At 36.0% G+C, this 26,333-nt stretch carries 15 protein-coding genes; 5 read left to right on the top strand and 10 right to left on the bottom strand.

Going from position 1 to position 26,333, the window contains the following annotated elements:
* Nucleotides 1-7: 7 nt before the first annotated feature.
* The 5 genes from ACODST_RS12085 to ACODST_RS12065 all read left to right on the top strand — a co-directional run bounded on the left by ACODST_RS12085 (nucleotide 8) and on the right by ACODST_RS12065 (nucleotide 7,973).
* Entirely contained in the window at nucleotides 8-490 is a 483-nt protein-coding gene (locus ACODST_RS12085; RefSeq protein ID WP_488932358.1) for a DUF2271 domain-containing protein, read from the top strand.
* 137 nt (nucleotides 491-627) lie between these two features.
* The gene (locus ACODST_RS12080) at nucleotides 628-2,811 is read left to right on the top strand and encodes a PepSY domain-containing protein (protein ID WP_488932357.1); all 2,184 of its coding nucleotides are present in this window, start codon (nucleotides 628-630) and stop codon (nucleotides 2,809-2,811) included.
* Nucleotides 2,812-2,936: 125 nt separating this feature from the next.
* The gene (locus ACODST_RS12075) at nucleotides 2,937-3,929 is read left to right on the top strand and encodes an FAD:protein FMN transferase (RefSeq protein WP_488932356.1); all 993 of its coding nucleotides are present in this window, start codon (nucleotides 2,937-2,939) and stop codon (nucleotides 3,927-3,929) included.
* A 299-nt stretch (nucleotides 3,930-4,228) separates the two neighbouring features.
* Nucleotides 4,229-6,607: a TonB-dependent receptor gene (locus ACODST_RS12070; RefSeq protein ID WP_488932355.1), complete on the top strand. Its 2,379-nt coding sequence runs from the start codon at nucleotides 4,229-4,231 to the stop codon at nucleotides 6,605-6,607.
* Nucleotides 6,608-6,638: 31 nt separating this feature from the next.
* Entirely contained in the window at nucleotides 6,639-7,973 is a 1,335-nt protein-coding gene (locus ACODST_RS12065) for a DUF4374 domain-containing protein (RefSeq protein WP_488932354.1), read from the top strand.
* Nucleotides 7,974-8,067: 94 nt separating this feature from the next.
* Here ACODST_RS12065 and ACODST_RS12060 read toward each other — a convergent pair whose 3' ends face one another.
* The 10 genes from ACODST_RS12060 to ACODST_RS12015 all read right to left on the bottom strand — a co-directional run bounded on the left by ACODST_RS12060 (nucleotide 8,068) and on the right by ACODST_RS12015 (nucleotide 26,322).
* The gene (locus tag ACODST_RS12060) at nucleotides 8,068-9,279 is read right to left on the bottom strand and encodes a DUF4272 domain-containing protein (protein WP_488932353.1); all 1,212 of its coding nucleotides are present in this window, start codon (nucleotides 9,277-9,279) and stop codon (nucleotides 8,068-8,070) included.
* 198 nt (nucleotides 9,280-9,477) lie between these two features.
* Nucleotides 9,478-11,895 (bottom strand): glycoside hydrolase family 2 TIM barrel-domain containing protein, encoded by a 2,418-nt coding sequence (locus ACODST_RS12055; RefSeq protein WP_488932352.1) that lies wholly within the window; start codon nucleotides 11,893-11,895, stop codon nucleotides 9,478-9,480.
* A 162-nt stretch (nucleotides 11,896-12,057) separates the two neighbouring features.
* A complete protein-coding gene (locus ACODST_RS12050) occupies nucleotides 12,058-15,576 on the bottom strand; it encodes a malectin domain-containing carbohydrate-binding protein (protein WP_488932351.1) in 3,519 nt (1,172 codons plus the stop codon).
* 480 nt (nucleotides 15,577-16,056) lie between these two features.
* A complete protein-coding gene (locus tag ACODST_RS12045; protein ID WP_488932350.1) occupies nucleotides 16,057-18,786 on the bottom strand; it encodes an alpha-d-galacturonidase in 2,730 nt (909 codons plus the stop codon).
* A gap of 183 nt (nucleotides 18,787-18,969) precedes the next feature.
* Complete coding sequence (locus ACODST_RS12040; RefSeq protein WP_488932349.1) at nucleotides 18,970-19,854, bottom strand: sugar phosphate isomerase/epimerase family protein; 885 nt, start codon at nucleotides 19,852-19,854, stop codon at nucleotides 18,970-18,972.
* 159 nt (nucleotides 19,855-20,013) lie between these two features.
* Nucleotides 20,014-21,159 (bottom strand): sialidase family protein, encoded by a 1,146-nt coding sequence (locus ACODST_RS12035; RefSeq protein ID WP_488932348.1) that lies wholly within the window; start codon nucleotides 21,157-21,159, stop codon nucleotides 20,014-20,016.
* A 246-nt stretch (nucleotides 21,160-21,405) separates the two neighbouring features.
* On the bottom strand, nucleotides 21,406-21,813 hold the full coding sequence (locus tag ACODST_RS12030) for a hypothetical protein (RefSeq protein ID WP_488932347.1): 408 nt from the start codon (nucleotides 21,811-21,813) through the stop codon (nucleotides 21,406-21,408).
* Between the two features lie 104 nt (nucleotides 21,814-21,917).
* Nucleotides 21,918-22,235 carry a BRO-N domain-containing protein gene (locus ACODST_RS12025; RefSeq protein ID WP_488932346.1) on the bottom strand — a complete coding sequence of 106 codons (318 nt, stop codon included), beginning with the start codon at nucleotides 22,233-22,235 and terminating at the stop codon, nucleotides 21,918-21,920.
* A gap of 44 nt (nucleotides 22,236-22,279) precedes the next feature.
* Entirely contained in the window at nucleotides 22,280-25,030 is a 2,751-nt protein-coding gene (locus ACODST_RS12020; protein WP_488932345.1) for a glycoside hydrolase family 78 protein, read from the bottom strand.
* Between the two features lie 203 nt (nucleotides 25,031-25,233).
* Nucleotides 25,234-26,322, bottom strand: coding sequence for a HEAT repeat domain-containing protein (locus tag ACODST_RS12015; RefSeq protein ID WP_488932344.1), 1,089 nt, complete (start codon nucleotides 26,320-26,322; stop codon nucleotides 25,234-25,236).
* Nucleotides 26,323-26,333 lie beyond the last annotated feature (11 nt).

Genomic DNA, 26,333 nt, shown 5'->3' with positions numbered 1-26,333 from the left:
AAAAAATATGAAATCTATATTCAAAATCGCTCTTACGAGTACGCTTATCTGCCTTTTTTCTTTTCAGGTAAATGCACAGTCAGGTAAATACAAATGCATGCTTCAAATGTCAAACTATATGGGAGAAGGTGCTTATATTGTGGTTTCGCTTATTAATCCAAGCGGTGCTTACGAAAAAACACTTTATGTAATGGGTGACGATAAAAAATGGTACAAATCGTTAAAAGAATGGAACAAATTCCACTCTCAGAAATCTGAAGATATCAGCGCTAAAACAGGAGCTTCAGTTACCGGAGGAGACCGCAGCGTAACAACAATAGAAATCGAAGATTCTAAAATAAATAAAGGATACAAACTGCGTTTTGAATCAGCAGTGGAAGACCAGAAATACTATGTAAGCGATCTTGAAATTCCGCTTTCAACAGAAGGTCTTGCCGAAAAAACAGATGGTAAAGGTTACATCAAATATGTAAAACTTGTCAAAATATAATTTTTACTTTATCATTTTTTAACCTAATTATAAGCATGAATTCTTTTTTTCTGCTTAAAATTGAAATCAGAGCTTTGCTAAAGTTGTAAACTTTGGCAAAGCTTTGCATATTTAGTTACATTTCTAGAATACATTCAATGACTCTTTCTTTCTGGCGTTATGCACATTTGGCTTTAGCCTTGTTTTCTTCGATATTTCTGCTTTTGGCTTCTGTCACCGGAATCATTCTGGCGATCGACGCAGCTCAGGAAAAAACACTTCCGTACAAAGCTGAAAATTTTAATCAAATCACTTTAGGACAGACACTTCCTGTTTTAAAAAAAGCGTATCCCGAAATTACAGAATTAAGTGTCGATTACAATCAGTTTGTAACCTTACAGGCTATTGATGAAGACGGAAATGATATCCACGCTTATATTGACCCAAATACCGGAAAAACGCTGGGATCACCCCTTAAAAAAAATGAATTCATCAAATGGGTAACAAGTCTGCACCGTTCGCTTTTCCTTCATGAAGCGGGGCGTTTTTTTGTGGGTGTCATCTCATTTTGTTTATTACTGATTTCGATCTCGGGCTTTGTACTCGTCCTTAAAAGACAGAAAGGCATCCGTAATTTCTTTTCCAAAATCGTAAAAGAATACTTTGCCCAATATTATCATGTTGTTCTGGGACGTCTTGCTTTAATCCCAATTCTGATTATTGCCCTTACCGGAACTTATTTATCGCTGGAAAGATTCAACTTTTTTATGGGCGAAGAAAAAGCAAAACCTGTAAAAACAGTCCTTTCAGCGGAAGCCAAAAAAACTTCGGTTTTTAAAACTACCCTTTTATCAGATGTAAAAAAAATTGAATTTCCTTTTACCGATGATCCCGAAGAATACTATATCATCGAGTTGAAAGACCGTGAAATTGAAGTAAATCAGGTTGACGGAACTATACTTTCTGAAAAAAACTCGCCTTTTACGGTACAGTTATCTGCCTTAAGTCTGGACCTTCATACCGGAAGAATAAACGGAATCTGGGCTGTTATTCTGGCTATTGCCTGTATCAATATCCTTTTCTTTATTTATTCCGGATTTGCGATTACTTTAAAAAGAAGATCCAGCCGGATTAAAAATAAATTCAAGGCCCATGAAAGCACTTTTATCCTTTTGGCCGGTTCAGAAAACGGAAGTTCTTTTAGATTTGCCAATGCCATTTTAAAGCAATTAATAAGTCAGGGACATAAAGCTCATATTACGGAATTAAACCGTTATTCGGTTTTCCCAAAGGCAGAACATATTATTGTTTTTACGTCCACTCATGGTTTAGGAGATGCCCCTTCAAATGCGGCTAAATTTAAGACGCTTTTGAAAAAACAGGATCAGGAACAAAAAATTCAGTTTTCAGTAGTGGGTTTTGGTTCAAAATCCTACCCTGATTTTTGCGGTTTTGCTGTTGAAATCGATCAGCTTCTGGAAAACCAGAACTGGACAGAACGTTTCTTAGAACTTCAGACCGTAAACGATAAATCGGCAGTTGAATTTACGGAATGGGTTAAATTGTGGAGTGATAAAACCGGAATTCCATTAGCCGTTACGCCATCTTTATACAATCATGTTCCGAAAGGCCTGCAAAAATTAATGGTTCTGGACAAAACCCCGATTTCGGAAACTGAACATACTTTTATTCTGACTTTACGAGCCGGCAGCAGAACAAAATTTGCTTCCGGTGACCTTCTCGCTGTTTACCCTGCCAATGATTCAAGGGAACGCCTCTACTCGATTGGAAACCATTCCGGAAATGTGCAGTTAGTAGTAAAACTACACCCGAACGGGTTAGGCTCTGGATATCTGAATAATTTGGAACCGGGCGATACGATCAAAGCTAGAATTATCAACAACCATGCTTTTCATTTTCCAAAGAAAGCATCAAAGGTAGCTTTTATATCCAATGGAACCGGAATCGCACCTTTCTTAGGAATGATCGAACAAAATAAAGCCAAAAAAGAAATTCATTTATACAGCGGATTCAGAATGGAAACCCCAACACTGCTGGCCTATAAAAAGTTTGCTAAAGTTATGATACAAAAAGAACAGCTTATCCATTTTAATGTGGCCTTATCAAGAGAGGACAAACGTATTTATGTCATGGATTTAATCAGAAGGGATACAGCTTTTTTTATGGGGTTATTACAACAGGGCGGTGCCATTATGATTTGCGGCTCTCTTGCTATGCAAAAAGACGTCGAAATGATACTGGATGAGTTATGTAGGGCAAACGGAACCAAAAGTTTGTCTGAATATAAAGAAAACGGACAATTATTAACAGATTGTTACTAGGGATATTGTAGATTATAGATTGCGGAGTATGCAAATTCCCAAAGGATAGTATGGGCACATTAATCTAACTAATCCCAAAAGCCGCAGCATATTGCTCCTATGGAGCTTAATAAAATTATTAAAAAATGCACAAATTATTGTCACATAACTTTTTATACCTGCTTGTATTCACTTGTTGTTTTTCAGCACATTCACAGGTTTTACGAAAAAGAACGACTCTTTTGATGGGCGGACGTTTTGATATTAGTATTGTCGCTAAAGATTCTCTTACATCAGAACAAAACATTAATGAAGTAATAGCCGAAATTACCCGGATCGAAAACTTAATTTCAGACTGGAAACCGGATTCCCAGGTTTCGCAGGTTAATCAAAATGCGGGAATTAAACCAATAAAAGTAGACCGTGAAGTTTTTGAACTGACGCAGAGAGCCCTTAAATTATCAGAAATAACCAATGGCGGTTTTGACGTAAGTTTTGCGGCAATGGACAGAATCTGGAAATTTGACGGATCAATGACCGAAATGCCTTCGGCGGAAGCCATAAAAAAATCGGTAGAAAAAGTAGGCTATAAAAATATCATTCTCGACAGTGTAGAGTCAACTATATTCCTGAAACTAAAAGGAATGAAAATTGGTTTTGGTGCTTTGGGTGAAGGTTACGCCACAGATAAATGCCGAAACATGATGCTGGCAAAAGGCATCGAAGCGGGAATTATAAATGGCTCGGGAGACATGAGTACCTGGGGGAAACAGCCTAACGGACAGCCGTGGAAAATAGGAATTACCAATCCGTTTAAACCCGAAAAAGTCTTAGCTGTTGTTCCGCTTAACGGAGGTGCTGTGACTACTTCCGGCAGTTATGAAAAATTTGTTGTTTTTAACGGAAAACGATACTCTCATATTATAAATCCTGCCACCGGATATCCTGCTGTGGGTTTATGCAGTGTAACTGTTTTTGGTCCCGATGCCGAAACTGCCAATGGATTAAGTACCTCTATAATGGTTCTGGGACAGAAAGAAGGGCTCCTTTTACTTCAAAAATTCCCGGTATACAGCTGTGTGATGATTACAGACAAAGGAAAAACCATTACCTCTAAAAATTTCTTATATAAGTTATAAGTAACACTCCCTGTTTCTCTGTTATCCTGATAACCGTCGGGAGCTAAACGCAGCGATTTTAAACCATAAAAGTAATTTAAGTTTTCTGCAGAAACTGGTATTACTTAAATGGTTTTTAATTTTATAATCCTCTGCTGTTAAACATCTTTACGATAAAAAACGCCACATTAAAACCTCTAATGTAAATCTAATAATCTTCTAATTGATTTATTTAGATTAAATTTAAATTATGATCTAAGTTTGCTGCTTTATCAAAATCAGTAAACTACAATATGAGAATTCTTTACTTTCTCCTTTTCATGATAAGTTTTTCAGCGTGGTCGCAAACCGGAAAAATTACAGGAAAAGTAACCTTTACCAATAACGAAATTGCCCTGGGAGCTTCCGTACAAGTCAGCGGAACAAAAAAATTTGCTGTTGTAGATAACAATGGTCAGTTTGAATTTAAAGGGCTTGCCTATGGAAATTACACTTTGGAAATTTCTTCTATGGAAGCCAAAAATAAAAGTGTTACCGTCCTTTTAAACAATCCATTACAGCAAATTAACATACTACTGGAAAAAATAACCGATCCAAAGACTTTAAAAGAAGTACTTGTTCAAAAAAAGACGGTTAAAAAAGAAATTATAGAAAAAGGTTTTTCTGTAAATGTAATCGAAACACAGGAAGCGGCCAGAAGAAATATACAAACCAACGATTTACTGGGACAGTCTGTGGGAGTACGCATCAGACAAAACGGGGGTTTAGGATCCAGTGTCAATTACAATCTTAACGGAATGTCGGGCAATGCTATTCGTATTTTTATAGATGGGATTCCGATTGCTACTTACGGTTCTTCCTTTAATTTAAACAGTATTCCTCCTGCTTTAATTGAAAGAATTGAAGTTTACAAAGGCGTAATTCCGGCGCACTTAGCCGATGATGCTTTGGGCGGTGCTATTAATGTTATCTTAAAAAAAGGAGCCAGAAATTCGTTAAATGCCTCTGTGTCTTATGGTTCATTTAATACTGTTCAGTCTAATTTTAATACCACATACCGGGACAAGTCCGGTTTTACTTTAAAAGGATCCGGATTTTATAATTACTCTGACAATAATTATGAAATATGGGGGAAATTTGCCCGTGATATACAGCCAGACGGTGTAATGAAACAAATACGGGCTAAACGATTTAATGACGCTTATCGTTCCTACGGAGGCCGTTTTGAACTTGGTTTTACAGATGTCGAATGGGCCGATACTTTTTTAGTGGGTATCAATATGTCTGATGATTATAATGAAATCCAGCATGGTCAGGCAATGTCAACCCCGTATAAAGGAAGATTTACAGAAGCAGATGCGAAAGTAATAAGCATCAATTATGCTAAAAAAGATTTCATCATAAAAGGTCTTGAATTTACTGTTAATTCCGTTTTCAGTCAGAGAAACGAAGTTCTGAACGATACCGTAAAATGGAATTACAACTGGTTTAATGAAAAAGCAATCGGGCTTAAAGGAGGCTATATCCTTACTCCTAACGGCGCACAGCAGGGAGCACCGACTATTCTTCATCTTAACAATAAAATTTTCAGTACAAGAGGCGGTTTAAACTATTCTATAAACGAAAACCACCGATTGGTTTTCAGTACGATGCTCTACACCTTTATGAGAGATGATTATGATGAAATGAAATCGGAACTGGAAAGAAATTTTCAGCAGAAACGCGATCTTCAAAAAAACATTCTGTCATTTGCCTATGAGTTTGAAGGGCTTGATTCCCGTTTAAGAACGAATTTGTTTGGTAAAAGATACCAACAAAAAACAGAGCAGAGAACTCCCATTTTAACGACAACAAACGGGCAGACTGTAATTACCGAAAATCTGGAAAACAACAACACTGTTTTCTACGGATACGGGTTTGCAGCCTCTTATTTTGTTATGCCAAAATTAATGGTCTCCACCTCTGCAGAAAAGGCTATCAGGCTTCCGTCTGAAAATGAAATTTTTGGTAATCCCGGAGAGAATCAAACCTCTAACAGCTCCTTAAAACCTGAACAGAGTAATAATTTAAATGTTGGTCTGCGCTTTGGTCCTTTTAAAATTAACGAACATAAATTCAGTTTTTCGGGTTCGGGATTCTGGAGAAATTCTAAAGACAAAATTGTACGCCAGTTCAGCACCAGAGTTAACGAAGCGCTGCAGGCAACACCATCTGTAAATATGGGAACGGCACAATCTCTTGGTTATGAAGCTTCGTTAGAATATTCAAACAAAAACAAATTGTTTGTATCAATGAATATGTCACGATTTAATTCTTTGTTTAAATTAAAATATGATCCAAGCGGCAAAATTTATGACCATTATAATAAACAATATCCAAACGAGCCGTATTTCATTATCAACACAAATGCACAATACAATTTTAAAAATGTACTACAGGAAAAATCAGAATTAAATCTGTATTACAATTTTAGTTATGTAGGTGAATTTTATACCACATGGCTTCAGACAGAAATGGACAAAACACCGTCTCAGTTTCCTCATGATCTGGGCTTAAGTTACATCTTTCCGGACAAAAGGTACATTGTGAGTTTTGACGCCAAAAACATAACCAATGAAGAGGTTTATGACAATTTTGCCGTTCAAAAACCCGGAAGAGCTTTTTATGTAAAAGTAAACTACATCCTCAATAAATTTTAGTAACTAATTAATAACATTTAATGTAATAAATATGAAAAAAAGTACCTTTAAACTACTGGCATGTGGATTGGTTTTTACCACATTTGCACTTACAAGCTGCAGCAGTGACGATAATAAAAATGAAGAAATTCCTGTAGATCCTACTCCAACAGAAGACAGATGGATAACGGTTGCAGGTGCTGTAATGCAGACTAATCCCGGAGACGGAGACGGCGGAACTAAAGTATTTTCTGTAAGTAAAACCGATGCTAAAAATCCAAATGTATCTATTGATGTTTACGAAAACGGAGAACCTGTTCAGTCAAGCAGAACAGCACGTTTACAATCATCTGTAGATGGTAATACCCTTTTTAATATTACTTACACAGGTGCTAACGGAGGTCAATTCATGACTTACAATGTAAATGGAGGTAAAAACTTCGTTCAGTCCGGACAAACGGTAAGCATTGCACAATACGCAGGAGCATCTCCAAGATGGGTTAAACTTTTTGATGGTGACAAAACGGGAATAGCTGTTAATGTAACTTCTCCTCAGGTAAAAACAGAAGACGACGGAACCACTTATAAATACACAAGAGGTACCGCAACAGTATTAAGTCTGGACTTCCAAAAAATTAATATTTCGAATTATGAGCAGTATGAAATTGCTTTATCTGCGGCAGAAGAAGCTTTAGGACACCATATTTTCCGTCTAGATGCTCCAACACTAAACAAAGCAGGAGATAAACTGATTATTGGAACCTGGATGCGTAAAACCAATCCGGAAACAGGAACAAACGAAAGCGCATTTGATCGTTTAGGTTCAAAATCAGTTGTGGTGGACTACCCTTCATTACAAAATCCAAAAGTAATTACTTCAACCGTTGGTTTTGGAGATACAAGCGGTTACAGAAGCTTTAATAGTTTTGTGGCTAATGACGGTAATATTTATCAGGCAACTCAAAGAGATACTAAAAATGGTTCTTATATCCTGAAAATTAACCAAAGCAACGAATATGACAACTCTTATGTTTTTAGTTTAGATGCTGCTCTTGGAATTACAGGTTCTTATATCGATGCCTGGAGATATGTAGGAAACGGAATCGCGTATGCAGTTTACCATCATAATGCAAATGACCAGGGTTATGTGGCAAGACTTGACTTAAACGCAAAAACAGCAAAATTAGTAGACGGAATTGCATACGATGCTGATTTAGATTTTGGACAATACCAGGGATTTGTAGTTGATGGAAACGAAATATACATTGCAGTTACTCCAGTGGGTAAAGATGGAAACATTTACATTATTGATGCCACTACAGGTGCCGTTACAAAAGGTGCAAAATTGGTTAACAAACCAGGAAACCACTACATTGGTGTTTTCTAAAAAACGATAACTCGAGTTATATAGCGATAATTCTTGATTTTTTTTTTAATGGTGACATTCCGCTCCAGATTTTGGAGCGGAATGTTTTTTTTTATTAAGTATCACAAGTAACATTATCCCAATCCTGATCCATATACTTTATAAGCCAGTTCAGGGCATACTGCCTTTCGTAAACAATTCCGGGGTTTATTCCTTCAATCTGGTTTCCTTTAATCCTTTCATCTACGCAGGCCCAATTGTATCTGTAATATAAATCGGCGGCATCCAGAATTTCAGTTTTCGATCTTATAGTATGTGATGCATTTATAAAATCATTGGGGTCTTTATCTTTTCCAATCGGATAATTCTCAGAACTGATATTTTCCAAACTACAGAATTGATTAGGAAAATCAAGTTTTTCTACCTTGTTCAAAGCCCACATTAAAACCCAGATTCCTTCACATTTCCAGGTTTCGTACATCTTTTTGTCTTCAGTAGGATCAGCCAGAAATTCTCTTTCCCCTTCCGTTACAGCATCCCAAAGATTATAATTCTTCAAATAATCCACAGCTTCATCTGATGAAATGGTATTGAAAGCAACCAGATTGGTAACTGCTAGAACGCTGGCTCTTTCTGCAATTTCCTTCACTGATCTGAGCGTGGTTTCGCTTTCCGATTCTATACAAGGTAAATGTTTATTGATTTTTATATTTTCCTGCTCCAGGATTTTTTCGCTTTTGGCTTTTCTTTGTATTTGATCTTCCTCTAATTCTGCTTGATTGTTATCAAAATATTCCGAATTAATATGAACTTCTAATTCATCGATTTCGCATTTCCCATCGGTATCAATAATCAGGTTCAAATCTTTATCGAGAAAATGCTGACTTTCCGATTTACTTATAATCGTTTTCGGCTGAACAAATAATACAGCATCAAATTCTTGTGCAATTTCGGCAATAATCGATTTTAATTCTTTCATTTCTCCTTTGTCCTGACTAATTGAAAATTCAGAATTCAGCGTTTGTATTTTATGAAGAAACAAACCTTTTATTTTTTCATTTTCAGTTGGCAACGAATTTACAAAACCATACAATCCTTTTAGATTAGCAGTTAATTCTGAATCGTCTATTTCTGGTATTTGGTAAGAAGGAACAGTTCTTTCTCGATAAAATAAGCTTATTTTTTTTGACGGACTTAAGATTCCGCCTTTCACTTCAAATTCGAGGTTTCCATCATTGGTAGAAAAAACTCCTTTGGGAACATGGGAAAGAAATATTTGTTTGATTTTCTCCAGTCCCAAATGATGCGAATAAATTGTACAAATCATTTTATGGCTTTTATAATATTATTTAGGCTAATATACAAAAGCTGTAAGAAAATAAATCATGTAAGTAATAAATATCAAATATGGATAAGTTAGAAAAAAGTAAACCATATAAGTTATATAAGTTCAATCAAGTCAAAAACTTAAAATCACTTACATACTTATATGGTTCAAAAACTTTGCGCCTTTGCAAGAGTTATTTTACTGCACTTTTACTTCAATTTTTGAAGCTTGTAAACCAGCCACCGTCGCCTTCAACTGAATATTATCTTTCTTCCCATTAGACTGAATAATCACAACACATTTTCCATTAAACAACTTGCAGGAATTCGCTTTAAACGACTCTAAATTGGCTTGATAACCATTATCAACTCCAACTAATTTTCCTCCGCCAGTTACTTCAAAATTAATTAAATCCATAGCGTTTGGCACTAAGTTTCCGTCTTTGTCAAGCATCGAAACTGTTACATAAACCAAATCGTAAGTATCGTTTTTAATTGATGTTTTATCAGCTTTTAAATCAATTTTCGAAGCTTGTCCAGCGGTGTGAATTTCTTTTTCTAAAACCACTTTTCCGTTCTTTCTAGAAATGGCTTTTAAAGTTCCTGGCTCATACTTCACTTTCCATTCAATATGCAAATCATCATTTTGTTTTGCTTTTTTGCCAAGCGATTTTCCGTTTAAGAATAATTCTACTTCATCGGCATTATTGTAATATGCCCAAACGTTGATTTCTTGGTCTTTTGTCCAGTTCCAATGCGGTAAAATATGCAGGACTGTTTTCTTCAACCATTCACTTTGGTACATATAATACACATCTTTTGGAAGTCCGGCTAAATCGACAATTCCGAAATACGAACTTCTCGCAGGATACGGATACGGATCAGGTTCTCCAATATAATCAAATCCTGTCCAGATAAAAGTTCCCGCCATGAAATCCTGACTTTTAATCGTTTTCCAGTTTTCTTCGTGCGTGGCACCCCAATACGATTTTACCTGATCGTAAGCCGAAACCGTCCAATCTGCATTTCCATCAAACGGAGCGCCGTGTTTGGTTGGCCAGGCTTTTATAACATCAGACTGATCGTAATGTCCACGTGTTTCCAACGCCGAAACACTTTCTGAAGCCAAGATTTTTTGTCCTTTAAATTTAGTTGGAAAATCTTTATAATCTTCATGTTTGTAATTGAATCCCAAAAGATCCAAAGCGCCTGATTGATAAATAAAGTTTTTCTCAATTACATTTTCGGTCAAAGCCGAAGTTACAGGGCGTGTTACATCTAATGATTTTACAATTTTAGCCAATTCTCTTGTAATCGCAATTCCAGTCGAATCAAACTGTTCTCTGATTTCGTTCCCAATACTCCACATCATAACAGACGGATGATTACGGTCCCTTTTGATAAAATCTTCTAAATCCTGTTTGTGCCATTCGTCCCAATCTTTGTGGTAATCGTTGGTTACTTTTTTCTTTTTCCAAACATCAAAAGCTTCGTCCTGAACGATAAATCCCATCTCGTCGCACAATTGCATCATTTCCAAAGAATGCGGATTATGTGACATTCTGATCGCATTTGCTCCCATTTCTTTCATCAGAGTCAGTTTTCTTCTAACGGCATGAATGTTTTCTACTGCTCCTAAAGCGCCATTATCGTGATGCAGACAAACTCCATAAATTTTGGTCGGAACACCATTTAATGAAAATCCTTTTTCTGAATCGAAATTAAAAAATCTAAATCCGAGCGGCGTTTCATAATTGTCAACTAATACAGATTTCTCGTAGATTTTTGTGACAACTTTATACAAATATGGATTTTCAGTATTCCATAATTGAGTTTTTACAACATCAAGATTATGTACTTTTGTTTCAAATGTTTTAGCACCAACTTTCTCTACAGAAGTCTTATTTGCCACTTCCTTATTTTTAGCATCTAAGATAGACGTAACCAATGTAAATTCTCTGGCAGTATCATTATCATTATCAATTGTAACTTCTAAATGTACCTTTGATGTCTTTGTTGAAACTTCAGGCGTAGTCACAAAAGTTCCCCATTTTCCAACGTGCAATTTTTCGCTTGTTACCAATCTCACATTTCTGTAAATTCCAGAACCCGTATACCATCTTGAGTTTGGCTGAGAATCATTATCAACTTTAACGGCGATAATATTCGCTTGTCCATAATTTAAATACGGAGACAAATCATAACCAAAAGAAATATACCCGTTTGGACGCATTCCCAATGATTTTCCATTGATAAAAACTTCACTATTCTTAAAAACACCATCAAATTCAATAGAAATGGTTTTGCTTTTCCAACTCGCTGGAATAGTAAAAGTTTTACGATACCACCCTTTTCCAGCAGGCAAAAATCCTTGTGCTTGTTTGGTTTTAGCATCTTTGTCAAAAGCACCTTCGATACTCCAATCGTGCGGTAATTGAAGCGTTCTCCAATCCGAAGCATTGAAACTGGCATTTATTGCTTCCGGATAATCTCCTAATTTGAAGTTCCAGTTTTTGTTGAAATCTTCTACAATTCTGGCTTGTTTTTGCGCAAAAATGGATACTGAAAACAATAAGGCAATTGTAATTTTTTGAAGTATGTTTTTATGTTTAATCATAAATATGTTTTTTCTAATCGTATTTTTTATCCACAACATTTTTGTAGAGACGCACAGCAGTGCGTCTACGCTCCAATTGTCCATACTGTGTGTTAGACGCACTGCAGTGCGTCTCTACAATAAAAACCTTTGTGTCTTTGTGCCTTTGTGGCAAACCAACGTTTACTGAAATTCGAAGTTATCTAACATTAGCCCTTTCAAATCATCTCCCTCCAATGTTATTCTATAAGTTCCTGCATTAATATAACCTCCCGATGTTGTGTTTAAAATCTTCCATTTTTCAGGTGAAGGGAAAAACTCAATCGTATCATTTCGCATTAAAATTCCGTATGCATCTTCCATTTTGAATTTCACTTTTAACGGTGTTTCATTTCGGTTCATAAAACGGAAACGCATTAGATAGATTCCTGCAACTCCTGGTTTTACCTCAAACTCAATGCTGTTATTTGTTTTTTTAGTGAACTCCACATAATCGGCTTTTTTGAAATTTCCTTTTTCAATTCCGTCACCAGTTGTTTTTGTTTTTTCGGCTTCGATAATTACGACTGGTCTAGAATCGTCTTTTTCGCCCATATCGTAAGTTGGAATTGCTGCAATTGTGTAATGAGATCCAGCTGTGCCAAAATGAAATTTATCTGTTTTTTTTATTTCTTTTTTATAAACATCAAATGAGAAATTCAAACTATTTTTTGCCTTTTCTTCCAGTTTAGTAAAACCTTGGAGCCAAGCAGGCACAGGTTCAAAGGCAGGAATAATTACATAAACATTCGAGTCTTTTGATACATTAAAATTTCCTGAAGGTATGTTGAAATCCGAAAATTGTAAATACTCAGCTCCCGAAAGCTCAGATGGAACTTCTGTAAAAATAATATTTGTACTACTATATTGCTTTGAATTAACATCCAGCCAAGAAGCTATTTTTAAATTATTCCTAGCTTCTAAAACTATATTCTGAATATTCTTTGTCGACTCTGGTGCCGGTTGAATATTTTTATCTTTCGTAGCAATTGCAATCGCAGAAATAATAGCCTGCGAAGCTTTTACATTTGGAAACGAAATCACAATTTTTCCGTTGACACTTTTTACAACAAATGTTTTCTTCAAAGCGTTGTCATGTCCAACTTCTGCCCAAATATCAAAATCATTTAAAACTACCTTATTGTTTATGGCAACATCAAACAAACGCCAGCCTTTGCAATCCATTCCGCCTCCAGTTCCGTACCACGGTTCTGTGAAATAAAGTTCTACTAAATATTCGCCGTCTGGAGCTGGAAATTCATAACGCAATTTATCAACGCCATATCTAAAACTTTGAAATAATTCTTGGTCTTTCGTTCCGTTTATTGGGTCAAAAGTTTTTCTTTGGCTGGCAAAAAAGTCTGGCAGTTTTTCAAAATTATCTGTCCATGATAACGAACCCCAAGTATTTTCTCCACTTTTATGTATGTCTGTTGACCAAATATTTCCTGAACTATCTGTCAATTCAGAACCACCACAGTTGACTCTGTAAAGGTAATTGTAAACTTTATTTGGTTTTAAAACATCGATTTTATTAGCTACTAAAGTCTCAAAATTTGGTGATTTTGGCAGATTATTTAAAACAATATAATCTTTTGCAACCGCTTTTCCGTTTACATAACCAACGGCATACAAAACATTGTATTGAATATTGACATTATTGAACTGAAAATGCTTTCCAATTCCAGGATTTTTCAGTTTTCCAAGTGAAACTTTATTGACGTCATTAAACAATTCTACTTCGTCACAATTCGAGTAAATATCGATTCCGCTTTGGATTCCCGGTTTTTCCCAACGGCTTGGCCATGTATGCGAAACGATATAAACCATCGGATTGGTTTTGTTTGAAACATAATTGGCGCGATACATATAAAACGCATCCAAAGGTTCGCCCCAAATCGTAAAAAGACCTTTATAATTTACTGGGCCAACTTTGTCCATATCTCTAAAACCTTCTCCGTTTTGAACACGTCCCGGGTTTTCATGCGAAGCAAAAAGCCAATTAAACTGTCCCGCAATTTTATCTTTAACCGATTCGGCTTCACGGACTTTAATTTCCATTAACTGCGAAAAACGGTTTTCGCTTAAAGTTCCTTTTTGATCGAACTCGCCTTCGGTATGTAAATCGGCTGAACGCCATGCGCCGTATTCTCCGTTTAATAACTGCGTAGTCATTTCTAAATGATACTTTAACGGATCTCCGCCATACGTTCCCGACCAGTTTTGAACCACGTTCCAATCTGTTCCTTCTCCACCATTACAAGTCGTTACGATTCTTTGAGAAGCTGATAACGGATCCATTTCGCGAATAATCTGGGTGCATTCTTCTGCAAATTCTTTCGGAATCGTACTTTCGTTCTGTAATCCCCACATGACAACAGACGGACTGTTTCTGCGTTCTTTAATCCACTCTCGTAATAAGGTTTTAAAGTTCTCTTTGAATTCTGGTGTATCATACCAAATATGTGCAGAAAACTGACTCCAAAACAGAATTCCGTTTTCGTCCAGTTCTTTTTGATATAATAAGTTATGAGGCTGATGCGCTTCTCTAAAAGCATTAAATCCGCCGGCTTTGATTTGCTCGATTCGGGAATGAATCATTTCATCTGAAAACGAATGGCTTTTTCCGATTAAATGTTCGTACTCGCAGACACCATTTATAAAAACAGGTTCATCATTGATGAAAAAACGATTGTCTTTTCCGTCACGACTTACCGGCCAGCTTACCCAGCGAATTCCATATGGTGTTGTTAACTGATCAATTATTTTTCCGTTTTCATAAATTGAAGTAACCAATTTATACAAATACGGATTGGATGGCGACCATAATTTCGGATTCTGAATCTCAGGAAGTGTCAATGCTATTTCCTTTGTTTCTCCCGAATTGATTTTGTTATCGCTTTTATTGATAGCAACTTTCTTTCCTGAAGCATCAAGAAGGATATTTTCGACTGTGAAGTTTCGTTGTGAAGTGCTGTAATTTTTGATCTCAGTTGTAGTATGAAGAATCGCTTTTTGTTTAGAAATCGATTTGTCATTCCAAATATGAACACCAAACGGCTGAATTCTCACATCGTTTGTAATTACCAAAGAAACCGGCCTAAAAATTCCCATTGGTTGAGAACCTTCTGAAAATCCCCATTCTCCTGAACAGCCTCCACAAACCCAAGGTAAATCGGCTATAAAAGAAGGATGAGAAGCTTTTACTAAAATGATATTTGCTGCATCGAAAGAAACCACTTTTGTAATGTCTAAAGTAAAGGTAGTTCTACCGCCTTTGTGTTCGCCAACTTTTTTACCATTTACCCAAACTGTTGCGTATGAACTCACTCCTTCGAAATAAAGAAAATGCTGTTTTGAAGCGTCTTTTTTATCTAGTTTCAGTGTTTTTTTGTACCAGGCAGTACCGTGTAAATTTCCATGTTTTGTTCTTCTGAAACCATAATACTGATCCCAATTGTGAGGCACACTAACCTTCTGCCAATTGGAATCAGTTTCTGGATGGTCTACAAACCTCTCTTCCTGTGCGGGAAGATTTTCCAAGATTACGGTTTCCCAAGACGAATTCAGCGAAATTTCTTTACGAACTGAACCTTTGCTCTGACTCCAAACAAAGCAAAGACTTGAAAAAAAACAAAAAATAAAAAAAACTATTCTATTCATATTTTCTAATTCCGGCAAGGTTTTCAAAACCTTGTAGGTTTAACTTTTTAACGTTCATTTTAGACACCTACAAGGTTTTGAAAACCTTGCAGGAAATCGTAAGCTTTGTCATTTCGACCAAAGGGAGAAATCACACTAGAAACTCCACATAGTTACTCCCAATCTTTGTCGAATCCCGCGTGTGATTTCTCGTTCCTCGAAATGACAAACTGTATGGAACTTTTTGCGAAGATCCCTCGTTCCTCGGGATGACAAGATTGTGTTTATATTCTTAATTAAAACTAACAGATTTTAAAAACATGTTAGGTCTAAATTAACTACGAGTTTGCGTGAGGGATTGAGGCGGTATCCTTTTATGCAGCGGAGCGGAATAAAAGATATAGCCGAAAGCCCGACCCGGAGGGACACGCCCAAATTATTCTTTTAATTTTAATCCTTATAGATACCTACAAGGTTTTGAAAACCTTGCAGGAACGTAGATTAATAAAACAACCAGTCAATAGCTGCTTTTTCTCCTGCATCAATATATCCAACATCACGCGGTGTTATGGTTTGATCTGCGTCGATGAAACCTAAAATCAATACTTTTCCTTTTCCTAAATCTAATTTATTCTCGCCCGGCTGGAAAGTATAGGTGTGAATGTTAACACGTGGTAAATCTTTTAAATTCATAGCGCTTGCCAGAATTACTTCGGCTTGACCGTGAGCATTTCCTGCAGCATCTGTTTCTAAACTTGGCGGTAATAAAAATCGCTTCTGATCTGAATTGAAATAACCTACTACTAATTTAACCGCTTTTGTATTTCTAAACTTCAAATGTGTTCCTTTTTCGTTCTGATCGTTTTCTACAAAAGTAAATCCTTTTAAGTTTTGAAGTTCCGGAGCAATTTTAGTCAATTCAGAAATATCTGTTCCGTACACTTTTGTTCCAGTTTTAACTAAATACGTTCCTGGTTTTTCGTCGATGAAAGTTACTTCTGCCGTTTTCCAAGGCTTTCCTTCTTTCGTTTCAATTTTACCGTCTTTTGAAGATTTTAGCTTCTCTAGATTTCTTTTAAAATTAGCCAATTCACGTTCATAATGCGGTAATAATTCTGCCCAGGTTTTGTTGTTGCCGTCGTCACCACCAATCGGGATTCGGCGTTGAGCAGTCTGCATACTGTTGGCATAGTAATATGTATCTTTCGTAAGGTTTACCAATAACTCATAATATTCGATACTTTTCTCTAAATGAGGCATTGCTTTATCTAAATCGGCAATGTCGTTGGAATAACTGTATCTTAAAACCAATAAAGCAGCTTTTACTTTTTCTGAGAAGAAATCGGCAAACGCTTTGTAGGCATGAATATCATTTTTAAGACGTGCAAATTCTTCTCTGTCTTTGGTTACGCTGGCTTCTGCTTTGTCGATGGCTTCAACTGCCAATCTTCCGTGTTCTGTAATTTCGGCAATAATCTGCGTTGGAAGTTCACCCGAATGCTGTTCTTTGTTCCATTCTTTTTTAGCATATTCTAAAAGCAATTCGCCCGCTGGTCCGCATGATTCGTGGAATCCCGGATAAACTCTCCATTTTGACGGATTTACCAACTGACTTTCGAACATTCCTAACAATAAAGTCTGACGGTTTCCTTCCGTAATTCCGAAACGTCTTAATGTTTTTGGAGCAATTTCTCCCGTTTCTTCATAAGCTTTTAAAATATTATTAGCCGCTTCCTGAGAAGTCCCGTATTTTGAAGCCAAATCTTTATCCCAGAATTTCACTTCTTCATTACGGTCTCTTTTACTATCCCAAGCATATCTTGCCCAAGCTTTGTACCAAATCCAGTCACGATCCATTTCCAATAAACGTTCTCCTGATTTCGTTTTATCTGCTGAATACGGCCAATCCCAATATGATGCCTGCGGATATAAGTGTAAAGCATTTGCACCGTGGACGCTGTGCATAGCTTTTACCGTTTTCTGAATGAAATCTGGCGAACCGTATCTGAAAGGTTCTAAGTTTGCCAAAATATGAACATTCTCAATATGAATGGATTTAAGAGCACTCAACTGTTTATGCGTTTCTCCCCAAGGCCCACCCGGTGTATAAGTCGTTAAAGATTCTCCTGTATATTTACTTTCCGTATAAAGATTCTTGTATAACGGAAGTGATTTTTCCATTACTAAAGGTCCGTCCGTATCGTGAGAACGTAGGATAATTGGTGGTTCTTCTGTTTTTCCTAATGCCTGTAAACCGTCACGAACACCTGGAATAATCGTTTTGGTAAACCATTCCACATCATCATCAACCGTATTGATGGCTTCTCCTAAACAAACCATTAATCCAACATTTGGATATTTTTCTATAAAAGCAGCAATAGATTTTCTGGTGTAGTCTGACAATAAAGGCGTAATTGGTCTTGAACGATCCTGCGTTTTAATGTTGTAATGTTCGGCAAAAGGCTTAGAAACAATAATATTATAAAACATTTGAATGACCCAGATTCCACGTTTATTTGCTTCAACGGTTAAGAATTTATAGATTTCTTCATTCTTTTTGAAGTCTTCATCACTTACTTCTACAGCAAAAGGATATTCTTTTAGTTTTACTAAAGAAGCAAACGGATGTCCGTTCCATAAATACAAAGAGTTCATGCGGTTTTCTACCAGCATATCCAGATATTTTATCCATAAAGCTTTATCATAAAACCACGGGAAAGTTTCTGGTGTATATGGATATTCGTAAACGTCACGTCCCGGAAGGTAAACGGGTTTCTGCATTCCGATGCAGGCTCCTCTTAAAACCATTTCAGGACTGTCAACAATATTAATTTCCGAAGGAAGCTGACCTGAAGTTTTAATTCTATCTGCTAATTCTAATGCGCCATACAAAGTTCCCGAAGCATCTGCTCCTTCGATATAAATGACATTATTTTGAGTACGAATCTGGAAGCCTTCTTTTTTCGATAATTTGCTGTCGTCGATTTTAGCGCTTTTGGCATTTTGTTTCCAAAAATCGGTTCCTTTTTCGCCAATAACAATTACTTTATCTTTTGATTTTTTGAATTTAGCTGAAGAAGTTACGCTGAAACCTTTTACTGTAAGTGTTTCAGATAATTTTTCTGCTCCAAATTTTGCTCTTGGCGAACTCGCATCACTAACAACTGTGATGTTCTGCGCTGTCGCGAAAGTGATATAAAAAAATAAAAAGAGTAATTGTAAATATTTCATGGTATGCTGGTTTTGGGTATTCATTCTAAAATAATCTGCTAGATCTGCTGAATCTGCGTGAAAAAAATATCTCTCGCAGATTCAGCAGATTTGGCAGATTTTCTATTGATTCTTTTGCCACAGATTAAAAGATTTTCACAGATTTAAAAATCCTTTTAATCCGTATAATCTGTGGCTAAAAAATTAATTTTGGAAAATCTTTTTCAAATAAGCCACATTTGCGCCGTAATTGGCTTTTACATTGTGAACTTGAGTTACATCACGAGAACGTTCTACAATAAGCCATCCACTCCATTTCATTTCATCTAATGTTGCTTTGATTTTTGGCATATCAATCGCTTTGTCGTTTTCTAACCAAAACTGATCGGTGTTTGAAGCGTGAATTTGCGCCAAATATTTCTTTCCTAAGATTTTCAATTCGGATGAAATGTCTCTGCCATTATCAACTGCATTGGCAAAATTGAAAGAACTTTTAATGTATTTTGAGTTCACGTCATCTAAAAGCTTTTTCTCTTCTGTGGCACTTAACGAAGTTTCGATTGCGATAACTCCGCCTATTTTCCCCACTTCTTTTCCTGCCCATTGCAGTCTTTTAATTACTTCTGGACGCAATTCTGGATTTTTTACCAAATCGGTTTGTGTTCCTAACGGAAGATAGGCCACTTTTACTTTCATGTTTTTCATGGCCTGAATACAATCGGTAATCATTGGCGTGATTTCTCTTGTCGCAAAAGATTGGGCGTAAAATCCAGACATGGCAATTGAACTAATTCCAACGCCAGTTTCTTTCGATTTGTCTAAGAATTTTTGTCTTTCTACAGGATCGCCTAGTTTGCTGTCAAAAGTCGGACGGTTTCCTAAACCTCCCATATCCAGCTCAATTCCATCAGCTTTTATTTCAGCAGCCAAACCAAAAGCACCTAATTTTTGTCTTTTTAAAATCATCCAGTCGCAAACCGCCACTTTATATTTTTGCTTTTTGTTTGAAGACTGAGCTGTTGCACAGCTGTTCAATGTTGTTGATAGAACAACAAGTAGCGCAACAATTAAATTTTTATTTAGCTTCATGTTAATTAGTTTTACCATTAAGGCATTAAGGAAATTAAGCTTCAATACTTTTAATAATTATCATTAGAAGATGAAGAAAATTAAGCTTAATGTTCTCTTTAAAAGAATAAATAGATACAGCAACTTAACTTTCTTAATCTCTTAATGGTTCAATTTATTTTACTCTTCTTCCGCTTTTACTGCCGTTACTACTTTTCCTTCTTCGCCTGGCCATACTCCGTTTTTGATTGGAAGTGCCACTAATTTACTTGGATCGATTTTTACGTATTTCAGTTTTTCTCTTCTCCAAGTGTACACGATATGCACCATTCCGTCTGAACTTTGGATCATAGATGGGTAAGAATATTGGCTGATTTTTGAATCTTCTAAAACCAAAGCAGCATTCCAATTGATTCCGTCTTTTGAAACTGAAACGTTTAAAGGCGTTCTTGGCCCTTTCGCTTCTGTTCCAGGAGGTAAAACGTGATTGTAAACCAATAAATGTCTGCCGTCATTAAGTGTTACAGCATCAGTTCCAGAGTTGTTGTTTGGCAATCCGATTAACTCAACATCCGACCAAGTTTTTCCGTTATCTTTTGAGAATGTACTGAAAATCGCTCTGTTTCTCGTTCTTCCGATAGCTTGAATACTTCCGTCTTTATGAAATAAAATACTTGGCTGAATGGCATTGATTTTTTGTTTCCCTCTTGGAAGTGTATCGCCCATTACCCAAGTTTTTCCGAAATCTGGAGTAGATTCCATACGAAGTCTCCATCCATCGCCTTCAATGCTTGACGGACATAATAATGTTCCGTTGCTTAATAAAACTGGTTTGTTTTTGATTGGCCCTAAGAAACCATCTGGCATTTTTTGAGCCTCAGACCAAGTTTTTCCACCATCAGATGAAGTTCTGATTACGCCCCACCATTCAGATGGTTTTGGGCCTATTTTATAGAATAACATTAAATCGCCACCCGGAATTTGGTATAAAACTGGATTCCAAGTTGGTAATCTTGGCCCTTCTTTCATAACACCGTCGGCCACTTTTACGCCTTCATTCCAAGTGTCACTCCCTTTGGGTTTGATGGCTACATAAATGCAAACGTCAGGATGCCTTTCGTGAGTTCCACCAAACCATGAGGCAACTAAATCACCATTTGTAGCTTCGACAATTGTAACAGCGTGGCAAGAAGGATAAGGCGCTTTATCATAAATAAACTGATCTACTAAAATTCCTTCTTTCCAAGTCTTTTTCTCTAAAGCCGATTTACAACTCCCTAAAAGGAAAAGTCCAAACAAGACAAATACTAATTTTGTTACCTTCATTCTTAATTTAAATTATGAATTATTTTTTCTGACTATAAATATATACCTAGCATTTTTTTAGGTAAAAATATTTAATAAGTGTAAAAATAACACCAAAAAATTAACAATGCATCCTGTACTGTCCCGAATTATTTAAAATGCAACTTATTTAACGTTAATCGCAAAATTTCCTGACGAAAACGTAATAGCTAAGTCATTTTATATAGTAAAGTAGTTTTTTTACAGTTCAACTTTTTGAAAAAAATATTATTTCTTCTTAGGGAAAGTTTTTTTTCTTTCTGAAGGAGGTAAAAAATTCTCGTTTGTTACTACATTTTTACCTGTTTGTTGTTCCAGTTCAACTCGCGCATTTTTAGCCACTGTTCCACCCTTTTTGCTTGCAACTGCATTTTCGATTAATCCTTTTGCTTCATCGTTTTCGGCTATTTGCCTTGTAGAAAGTTCGGCAAGTGCTGTAAAAATGAGCTCGGCCTCACTCATGTGGTCTCTCAGATTTTGCGTCTTTAAGCCTTTTGCTTCTTTATGTTCTTTAACTGAAAGTCCGGTCCATTCTTGATGAATAATATTAGTTAGAATTGCAAATTCATTTTTCTCTTCAATACCCGCTTCTTTCCAGTAATCAGTTAGTTTATTTCGGGTTTCCTGTCCCATCATGCGTTGCTGAATCCACTTTTCGCTTCTTCCATGCTGTTTCCAGTTTTCTCTAGCTCGGTCGATACTTTGTACCGGATCCTGAATTTCCTGAATACGTTCATAACCTACTTTTGCCAGCCATTGCTTAAACGGTTCAGCTTTAGGAGATGGGATGATTGTACTATTCTAAAAATATTTTCAACATTACCTGCCAGTGTTTTACGCTTTTTCCCATTAGTTAACATTGTTACCTGGGGACAATTTGTCCCTATGTAGCTTCCAAGTTCAGCATCTCTCTTTCTGATTTTTTTTAAATAATCTGTCGGGTTCTTAGAATCTGTTAAAGCTTCAACAATATCCACTATAGAAAAGTACCAAATTTCATTATCAGTATCGTAATGACTTCGTACTCTTTTATCTTCAAAAACTTTAATAGCATCCATAAATTATCTTTTGCAATACTTCACAATAGTACGAAAAAACTTCCTTATTTTACACTCAAAACATAAGTTCCAGATAATAAAGTTACAATAGTATTATTGTTCTCTGTTTTAGCAGAAGTAGAAAACTGGGTTAATTTTTGCTTATTCACTGTTACTGATGAAACATTCGTTGTTGGCAAATAAACTACAGCCGTCGTATTCGCCGGAATCGTAATATTCCAAACCAAAGCTTTTTTGTCTTTTTTCCAATCACTTTTAATCGTTCCGTAAACCGATTCGTAAGAAGCGTTTACATAAGTCAATCCTGCATTGAAATCAGGTTTCATGATAATTTGTTTGAAACCGGGAGTTTCAGGATTGCTCTTGATACCTGCCATATTTTCGTAATACCAAATCAATAAATCGCCTAAAAGCATGACGTGGTTTTGCGAATTCATTGCAGGATCCGCCGTGTTTCCGTTCCAAAGTTCCCAGATTGTCGTAGCGCCGTTTTCGACCATATAACCCCAACTTGGATACGTTTTGTTTGATGCTAATTTAAAAGCTAAATCCCCACGACCGAAATTGGTTAAGGTTCGCATTAAAAACTGTGTTCCGATAACGCCTGTGCTGACATGACCGTTTTTGGTTACTTCTACTTCATGAACTAGACTTTCAAAAACTTTTTGCTTTAATTCTTCTGGAACCATTCCGAAAGTCAAAGGCAGTAAATTGGCTGTTACGGTATTATTGGCGTAATTGTTTTTGTCTTTGTTGAAGTATTTAGCGTTGAATGCTTTTTTGATTCTTGAAGCTAATTCATCATAATGTTTAATATCATTTTGTGTATTGGCAATGATAGCAAACTTTTTCATGATATTTAGAAGCTGATAATAAAAAGCACTCGAAATTAGTTCGCCATCCGTTAAACGAGAAGGATCTTTCGAACGGATTAATTCCAACGACTCTGGTGGAACGCACCAATCGCCATATTTATCTTTGGTCATGATATCGTCAACCAAATAGTTTTCTTCCATATAATCCATCCATTTTTTCATGTATGGATATTGTTTTTCGACCACTTTTGAATCTCCAAATTGCTGATACAGCATATCTGCTACGGTAATATAAGTTCCCGGCCAAGTCACATTATCGCCGTAATAACGCCAAAAAGCTGGTGCTACATCTGGAATTCCACCATCAATAGTTTGCGAGTTTTTAATATCGTCTAACCATTTTGCGTACAAAGTCTGATTATCAAATAAGAAACTTTCTCCAAAAGCTCCAGTCGTTCTGTCTCCCAACCAAGGCTGACGCTCGTTTCTTTGCGGACAATCAATCGGCATTCCTTTATAATTTCCACTAATTCCCCACCAAGCATTCTTAAAAATCTGGTTCATTATCGGGTTCGAAGAATCGAAAGTTCCCGTAGTCTGAATATCATCATAAACCACTTTTCCAACAAAATTTTCTAAAGCTGGCTTGGTTTTAAATCCTGAAATCTCTACAAATCTGAATCCGTGAAAAATAAAACGAGGTTCCCAAACTTCTTCCCCTTCTCCTTTTAAAGTATAAATATCAGTAGTTTTGGCATCACGCAAATTGGCAATATATAACGAACCATCCGGCTGTAACGATTCCGCAAATTTCATCGTGATTTTATCTCCCGCATTTCCTTTTACTTTCAATTGTAGCCAGCCCACCATATTTTGTCCCATATCCAGGATATAAGTTCCTTTTGGTGTTTGTTTGATAGATATGGGTTTTACTTCGCGCTTAATTTTCATATTTGCTGACATCTGTCCTTCATAGAATCCGCCTGGTTCTTGAACGTATCTGGCGTTTATCCAGTTTTTATCGTCAAAATTGGTCGTGCTCCAGCCTTTCATTTCCTTGCGGGCATCATATTCTTCGCCGTCGTATTCATTGTTAGCCAAAATCGGACCGTCGGTTGTTAGTTTCCAAGTATCGTCAGTTCTGATAACGTCTTTGCTACCGTCGGTATATTCTACAAATAATTGCAGAGCCATTTTCGGCAAACCAAATGACTTGATTTTATAGGGTTTGTAATCCTGACGCATGGCAAAAAAACGTCCGTTCCCTAAAATTGTTCCCAGCATATTTTTCCCTTCCTTCAATTGCGAAGTCACATCAAAAACATTGTATTTTATATTTTTGGTATAGTCCGTAGGAACAGGTGCTAAAACCTGGTCGCCAATTTTATTTCCATTGATGTACAACTCGTACAAGCCCATTCCCATAATATAAACTTTGGCACTTTTGACTTGTTTTTTCAAGTTGATTTCTTTTCGCAGATAACGAGCTGACAATTTTGAATACTGCGAAATGCTGTCATCTTTCGACAATTTTTCATAACCAATCCAACGTGTCGATTTCCAATCTGCATACGTTAAAATCCCAATGCTAAAATGTCCTGTTTCTTTTGATTGAGCCTCGCCTTTGTTGGTAAAAACCGTTACTTTCCAATAAGCGTCTTGTCTGTCTTTTAGTTTTTTTCCGTTATAAATTACATTTACGGAAGCATCACTTTGAATTTTTCCGCTATCCCATAAATCTCCGTTTCCTGCATTTAGTTTCTCCAAACTTGAAGAAGCAATAATCTGATATGAAATTTGTTTTACATCATTAATAGCTGCTTTTATTTTCCAGCTTAATCTTGGCTGTAAAACATCAATTCCTTCCGGATTGGTCAGCATTTCGCACTTTAAATCACTTACACTGATTTTGTTTTGGGCTTTCGCCGAAATGGTAAAAAGTGAAATGATTAATGTAAGATGTAAAAAAAACTTTTTCATGATTTTATTTTTTAAGCTTTTTGGGCTTTTATTTTTTGTTTCTCGCAGATTTGGCAGATTCAGCAGATTATTTTACTCAATCAAAAATCTCCTAAATCTGCCACCCGAGTGATAGCAAACAGGCGAAGCAAATCTGCGAGAGTAAATTTTGCTCATTTTTGTCATTTATCCTAATGTAGAAATGATAAACTGAAACTTATTAATTACGGATTAATAAACCTTCGTAATTTATCTAGCGTACTTAAGCTTTCAAAAGCAATTTTATATTGTTCTAACAATTTACTTGCTTTCCAGCGCATTTTCCACTCTGGATCTTTAAGCTTTTGTCTCAGCTTAGATACTACAATTGAATTACTCTTTAAAACAGCTTCATCAATCCAATCTTGAAGAAATTCTAAAGCCTTTAAACGGGTTTCTAAATCCTTATGATCTAATCCTTTTAGCAATGTCTGTCTAACTTGTCCCGCATTATACGAACTTATATCTTCTACTAAAATTTCATATAAAACTGGAGTTAGTTCTTTTATTTTATTCTGATTTAACGCAATCTGAAAAACTCTACTAAACTCATCAGAAAGAAAATCTGCCCATTTATCAATATCCTCATCTTCACTCAGCGAATAATAAATAAAACTGACTTTATCAGGTTGCACAAAGAGTTGATTTTCACAAAAACGTTTTATTCCATCTAAATCTTTCACAGCTAATTTCTGAACATCTTGTATTGCTTCTTCTGAATCCTCATGTTCAAGATCGTAATAGTAATCTAAAGTAATAATCTGATCAAAATCATGTATTGGTTCGTAAACTGTTTTCTCTTCGCTCATAGTGCTCGGTGTAAACTTTGGACTATATTTTTTTATAAGTTCCTTAATTTCATTTTCAGAAATATCATAATCATCTATTTTTATTTCGATGGTTTTCTGCTTATAAACAAAAGTGAGGTAAAACTCTTTATAGGACAAATTGTACTTTGCCGTGTGTTCTGTTTTCGCAATAACTCTTGGAAATATAATATCTTTCCATTCATAAAAAATCTCATTCAGCTCTAATCCTTCTTGTGAGAATATTATTTTTTTATGAAAATTAAAAAGAGTCATCACTGCTTTTTTCCCATAAACGATGATAAACAAAACAGCAACAATTGGTAAAACCAAATCACCAAATTTAAATCTAATCTTTTCAACATTTATAAGTGATAAAAAGTAAATACCTAAAACCACAAATACCATATTCCATACAATATGAAATACACCGCCTTTGATTGAATAATTTAATACTGTTTTCTCCAAATTTTATTCTA

It is taken from the genome of Flavobacterium sp. FG19, assembly GCF_057809475.1.
Note: the sequence above shows the minus strand (reverse complement) of the source record. Positions and strands in the feature narration are given on the sequence as shown.

What these genes read in the sequence shown, in the direction of transcription:
- ACODST_RS12085 (WP_488932358.1), top strand. Translation starts at nt 8, where the DNA reads ATGAAATCTATATTCAAAATCGCTCTTACGAGTACGCTTATCTGCCTT.
- ACODST_RS12080 (WP_488932357.1), top strand. Translation starts at nt 628, where the DNA reads ATGACTCTTTCTTTCTGGCGTTATGCACATTTGGCTTTAGCCTTGTTT.
- ACODST_RS12075 (WP_488932356.1), top strand. Translation starts at nt 2,937, where the DNA reads ATGCACAAATTATTGTCACATAACTTTTTATACCTGCTTGTATTCACT.
- ACODST_RS12070 (WP_488932355.1), top strand. Translation starts at nt 4,229, where the DNA reads ATGATAAGTTTTTCAGCGTGGTCGCAAACCGGAAAAATTACAGGAAAA.
- ACODST_RS12065 (WP_488932354.1), top strand. Translation starts at nt 6,639, where the DNA reads ATGAAAAAAAGTACCTTTAAACTACTGGCATGTGGATTGGTTTTTACC.
- ACODST_RS12060 (WP_488932353.1), bottom strand. Translation starts at nt 9,279, where the DNA reads ATGATTTGTACAATTTATTCGCATCATTTGGGACTGGAGAAAATCAAA.
- ACODST_RS12055 (WP_488932352.1), bottom strand. Translation starts at nt 11,895, where the DNA reads ATGATTAAACATAAAAACATACTTCAAAAAATTACAATTGCCTTATTG.
- ACODST_RS12050 (WP_488932351.1), bottom strand. Translation starts at nt 15,576, where the DNA reads ATGAATAGAATAGTTTTTTTTATTTTTTGTTTTTTTTCAAGTCTTTGC.
- ACODST_RS12045 (WP_488932350.1), bottom strand. Translation starts at nt 18,786, where the DNA reads ATGAAATATTTACAATTACTCTTTTTATTTTTTTATATCACTTTCGCG.
- ACODST_RS12040 (WP_488932349.1), bottom strand. Translation starts at nt 19,854, where the DNA reads ATGAAGCTAAATAAAAATTTAATTGTTGCGCTACTTGTTGTTCTATCA.
- ACODST_RS12035 (WP_488932348.1), bottom strand. Translation starts at nt 21,159, where the DNA reads ATGAAGGTAACAAAATTAGTATTTGTCTTGTTTGGACTTTTCCTTTTA.
- ACODST_RS12030 (WP_488932347.1), bottom strand. Translation starts at nt 21,813, where the DNA reads ATGATGGGACAGGAAACCCGAAATAAACTAACTGATTACTGGAAAGAA.
- ACODST_RS12025 (WP_488932346.1), bottom strand. Translation starts at nt 22,235, where the DNA reads ATGGATGCTATTAAAGTTTTTGAAGATAAAAGAGTACGAAGTCATTAC.
- ACODST_RS12020 (WP_488932345.1), bottom strand. Translation starts at nt 25,030, where the DNA reads ATGAAAAAGTTTTTTTTACATCTTACATTAATCATTTCACTTTTTACC.